Consider the following 4,370-nt stretch of genomic DNA (forward strand, 5'->3'; position numbering starts at 1 on the left):
ATTGGTGCCCAGAAGAAGACTCGAACTTCCACGACCTTGCGGTCACCAGCACCTGAAGCTGGCGTGTCTACCAATTTCACCATCTGGGCAGTATCAGCAACGTTGCCGCTGTTGATGTGGCGCACTATACGTAGAGCTTTTTAATCTGTAAACCCCTGATTTGGTTTTAATAAATCAGAAGCCCTAAATGCAAAAAACCCGCTTTCGCGGGTTTTTGTGTGAGCCTTGAAATTGATCTAATCTCAAGCTCGAAATTGGTGCCCAGAAGAAGACTCGAACTTCCACGACCTTGCGGTCACCAGCACCTGAAGCTGGCGTGTCTACCAATTTCACCATCTGGGCAGTATCGGTAACGCTAGTGCGTCGTCGATGGCGCGCACTATACGGAGCGTCTTTTTAACTGTAAACCCCTGCCACCAAAAAAACCTGGAAAATTTCGCCAATGGCATTTAATTCGGTTTCTCGGTGTCGATAAAGGGCTTTAGATGGGCTGTCACAGTCTGAAATTTCCCGTTTCATTACGCCTATGCCAAACTAACCCGCATATAGACAAGGTGAAAACTCTCTAATGGCCGATTGGCAGTCCCTCGATCCCGAGGCCGCTCGTGAAGCGGAAAAATATGAAAACCCTATTCCTAGCCGCGAACTGATCCTTCAGCACCTTGCTGATCGAGGTTCGCCTGCTAACCGCGAGCAACTGGTCGAGGAGTTTGGTCTTACCACAGAAGACCAGATCGAAGCCCTGCGTCGCCGCCTGCGCGCCATGGAGCGCGACGCTCAACTCATCTATACCCGTCGCGGCACGTATGCGCCGGTTGACAAGCTCGACCTGATCCTGGGCCGCATCAGCGGTCACCGTGACGGCTTCGGCTTCCTGGTCCCGGACGACGGCAGTGACGATCTGTTCATGAGCCCGGCGCAAATGCGTCTGGTGTTCGACGGCGACCGTGCCCTGGCGCGTGTTTCCGGCCTCGACCGTCGTGGTCGCCGCGAAGGCATGATCGTCGAAGTCGTGTCCCGTGCCCACGAGACCATCGTCGGTCGCTACTTCGAAGAAGGCGGTATCGGCTTCGTCGTCGCGGATAACCCGAAGATCCAGCAAGAAGTGCTGGTCACCCCGGGCCGCAACGCCAACGCGCAGATCGGTCAGTTCGTCGAAGTGAAGATCACTCACTGGCCGACGCCACGCTTCCAGCCGCAAGGCGACGTGGTTGAAGTCGTGGGTAACTACATGGCGCCGGGCATGGAAATCGATGTCGCCCTGCGCGCGTACGATATCCCGCACGTATGGCCTGAGGCGGTGTTGAAAGAAGCCGCCAAGCTCAAGCCTGAAGTCGAAGAGAAAGACAAAGAGAAGCGCATCGACCTGCGCCATCTGCCGTTCGTGACCATCGACGGTGAAGATGCGCGCGACTTCGATGACGCGGTTTACTGCGAATCCAAGCCAGGCAAGCTGCGCCTGTTCTCCGGTGGCTGGAAGTTGTACGTGGCGATTGCCGACGTCTCCAGCTACGTGAAGATTGGTTCGGCGCTGGACAACGAATCCCAGGTTCGCGGCAACTCGGTGTACTTCCCCGAGCGCGTGGTGCCGATGCTTCCTGAGCAGTTGTCCAATGGCCTGTGCTCGCTGAATCCGCACGTCGATCGCCTGGCCATGGTTTGCGAGATGACCATCTCCAAATCTGGCGAGATGACCGACTACTGCTTCTACGAAGCGGTGATTCACTCCCATGCTCGCCTGACCTACAACAAAGTCAGCGCGATGCTCGAAACGCCGAAACTCACGGAAGCACGTCAGCTTCGCGGCGAGTACACCGACGTTCTGCCACACCTCAAGCAGCTTTATGCACTGTACAAAGTGCTGCTGGGCGCTCGTCACGTGCGTGGCGCGATCGATTTCGAAACCCAGGAAACTCGGATCATCTTCGGCACCGAGCGTAAGATCGCCGAAATCCGTCCGACCGTGCGTAACGATGCGCACAAGCTGATCGAGGAATGCATGCTGGCGGCCAACGTGGCCACCGCTGAGTTTCTGAAGAAGCACGAAATTCCTGCGCTGTATCGCGTGCACAACGGTCCGCCACCGGAGCGTCTGGAAAAACTGCGCGCCTTCCTCGGCGAGCTCGGCCTGTCCCTGCACAAAGGCAAGGACGGCCCGTCGCCGAAGGATTACCAGGCGTTGCTGGCGAGCATCAAGGACCGTCCGGATTTCCATCTGATCCAGACCGTCATGCTGCGTTCGTTGAGCCAAGCGGTGTATAGCGCTGATAACCAGGGCCACTTCGGCCTGAATTACGAAGCCTATACCCACTTCACCTCGCCGATCCGCCGCTACCCGGACTTGCTCACGCACCGGGCGATCCGCAGCGTTATCCACTCCAAGCAAGACACGCCGCACGTTCGCCGTGCCGGTGCGATGACCATTCCGAAGGCGCGGATTTATCCGTACGACGAAGCGGCCCTGGAGCAACTCGGCGAGCAGTGCTCGATGAGCGAGCGCCGTGCCGACGAAGCGACCCGCGACGTGGTGAACTGGCTCAAGTGCGAGTTCATGAAAGATCGCGTGGGCGAATCGTTCCCGGGTGTGATCACCGCCGTGACCGGTTTCGGCCTGTTCGTCGAGCTGACCGACATCTACGTCGAAGGCCTGGTGCATGTCACCGCGCTGCCGGGCGACTACTACCACTTCGATCCTGTGCATCACCGCCTCGCCGGTGAACGTACCGGTCGCAGCTTCCGCCTCGGCGACACCGTTGAAGTACGCGTGATGCGCGTCGACCTCGACGAACGCAAGATCGACTTCGAGATGGCTGAAAAGACCATCAGTGCGCCGATCGGTCGCAAGAAGCGCGGTAACGAAAAAGCTGAGCCAGCCGCCAAGACTGCAGCTAAAACCGCCGCAGAACCGGCCCCGGCGAAAACCGGTCGTCGTCCTGCCAAGGAAAAAGCGCCCGAAGCTTATCGCCCGAGCGATGCAGCGGCGAAAAACGCCGAGCTGCGTAAAAGTCGTGAACTGAAACAGGCGTTGCTGTCTGAAGCGAAAAGCGGCGGTAAAGCGGCGTCTGGGGGAAAGACCGGACGGTCGGCGCCTGACAAGGCTCCCGGCAGCAAGCCGAGCAAACACCGTAAAGGCCCGCCAAAATCGGGCTCGGCTCCAGCTGCCAAAAGCGGCGGGGCGCGTAAACCTAAGGCCAAGTCATGAGTCAGTTGGAAAAAATCTACGGCGTGCATGCGGTAGAAGCGTTGTTGCGTCACCACCCAAAACGCGTCAAGCAGATCTGGTTGGCTGAAGGCCGCAGCGATCCGCGGGTTCAGACCCTGATCCAGCTGGCAAACGACAATCGCGTGCCTGTCGGCAACGCCGAACGTCGCGAGCTGGATGCGTGGGTCGAAGGCGTGCACCAAGGCGTGGTCGCGGACGTGAGTCCGAGCCAGGTCTGGGGCGAGGCGATGCTCGACGAGCTGCTCGATCGCTCCGAAGGCGCACCGCTGCTGCTGGTGCTCGACGGCGTGACCGATCCGCACAACCTCGGCGCTTGCTTGCGTTCGGCCGATGCGGCCGGTGCGCTGGCGGTGATCGTGCCGAAAGACAAGTCGGCCACCCTGACCCCGACGGTACGTAAAGTGGCCTGCGGCGCGGCGGAAGTGATTCCGTTGGTTGCCGTGACCAACCTGGCGCGCACCCTGGAAAAACTCAAGCAGCGTGGCTTGTGGGTCGTCGGTACGGCGGGCGAGGCTGAGCAGAGCCTGTATCAGCATGACATGACCGGTCCGACCATCCTGATCATGGGCGCGGAAGGCAGCGGCATGCGTCGCCTGACTCGTGATCTGTGCGACTACCTGGTGCACTTGCCGATGGCCGGCAGCGTCAGCAGCCTCAACGTTTCCGTAGCGACGGGCGTCTGTCTGTTCGAAGCCCAGCGCCAGCGCAGTGTAAAAGCTGCTGCCGGAACCGGCAAAAAGTCCTGAGTCAGCTGTAATCCCTGTGGGAGTGAGCCTGCTCGCGAAAGCGGCGTAACATTCAGCATCAATGTTGAATGTTGTGCCCCCTTCGCGAGCAGGCTCGCTCCCACAGTGGTTTGTGGCGAGGCAAAAAATGGCGGCTGAACGAACTGTTCAAATAATCACCAATTGCCTTGCACCTCTCCTGTCCCTTCTCTACAATTGCGCCCCTTGCTGTGACGGCAGGCACGCATGTGTCTATCGCAAGCAAGTCCATAAGTGTCATTCACTCCTTGTCTGACCGCTTTTGAGCGGCAGGCTACAACCCGTAAGGAGCATTCATGCGTCATTACGAAATCATCTTTTTGGTCCACCCGGATCAAAGCGAGCAAGTCGGCGGCATGGTAGAGCGTTACCCCAAGCGGATC

General features: G+C 58.8%; 2 protein-coding genes, 2 tRNA genes and 1 pseudogene. 3 read left to right on the top strand and 2 right to left on the bottom strand.

The window, feature by feature from the left end; translation table 11 throughout:
• Nucleotides 1-2 precede the first annotated feature (2 nt).
• Together ACIOYV_RS24500 and ACIOYV_RS24505 are read right to left on the bottom strand one after the other, a co-directional pair.
• A tRNA-Leu gene (locus ACIOYV_RS24500) sits at nt 3-89 on the bottom strand.
• A 166-nt stretch (nt 90-255) separates the two neighbouring features.
• Nucleotides 256-342, bottom strand: a tRNA-Leu gene (locus ACIOYV_RS24505).
• 226 nt (nt 343-568) lie between these two features.
• On the opposite strand from ACIOYV_RS24505, the gene rnr reads away from it, so the two are divergent.
• The 3 genes and pseudogenes from rnr to ACIOYV_RS24520 form a co-directional block, all read left to right on the top strand.
• The gene (rnr, locus tag ACIOYV_RS24510) at nt 569-3,202 is read left to right on the top strand and encodes a ribonuclease R (protein WP_054044103.1); all 2,634 of its coding nucleotides are present in this window, start codon (nt 569-571) and stop codon (nt 3,200-3,202) included.
• Complete coding sequence (gene rlmB / locus ACIOYV_RS24515) at nt 3,199-3,969, top strand: 23S rRNA (guanosine(2251)-2'-O)-methyltransferase RlmB (protein WP_401327757.1); 771 nt, start codon at nt 3,199-3,201, stop codon at nt 3,967-3,969. Before rnr ends, rlmB begins: the two co-directional genes overlap by 4 nt.
• Before the next feature lie 314 nt (nt 3,970-4,283).
• A pseudogene (locus ACIOYV_RS24520) lies at nt 4,284-4,370 on the top strand (30S ribosomal protein S6); the annotation flags it as partial.

The organism is Pseudomonas sp. NPDC087342 (genome assembly GCF_044744265.1).
GTDB classification, from domain to species: Bacteria; Pseudomonadota; Gammaproteobacteria; order Pseudomonadales; family Pseudomonadaceae; genus Aquipseudomonas; species Aquipseudomonas nunensis.

Excerpts from the sequence above, each read along its gene's own strand:
- rnr (WP_054044103.1), top strand. The coding sequence starts at position 569 with ATGGCCGATTGGCAGTCCCTCGATCCCGAGGCCGCTCGTGAAGCGGAA.
- rlmB (WP_401327757.1), top strand. The coding sequence starts at position 3,199 with ATGAGTCAGTTGGAAAAAATCTACGGCGTGCATGCGGTAGAAGCGTTG.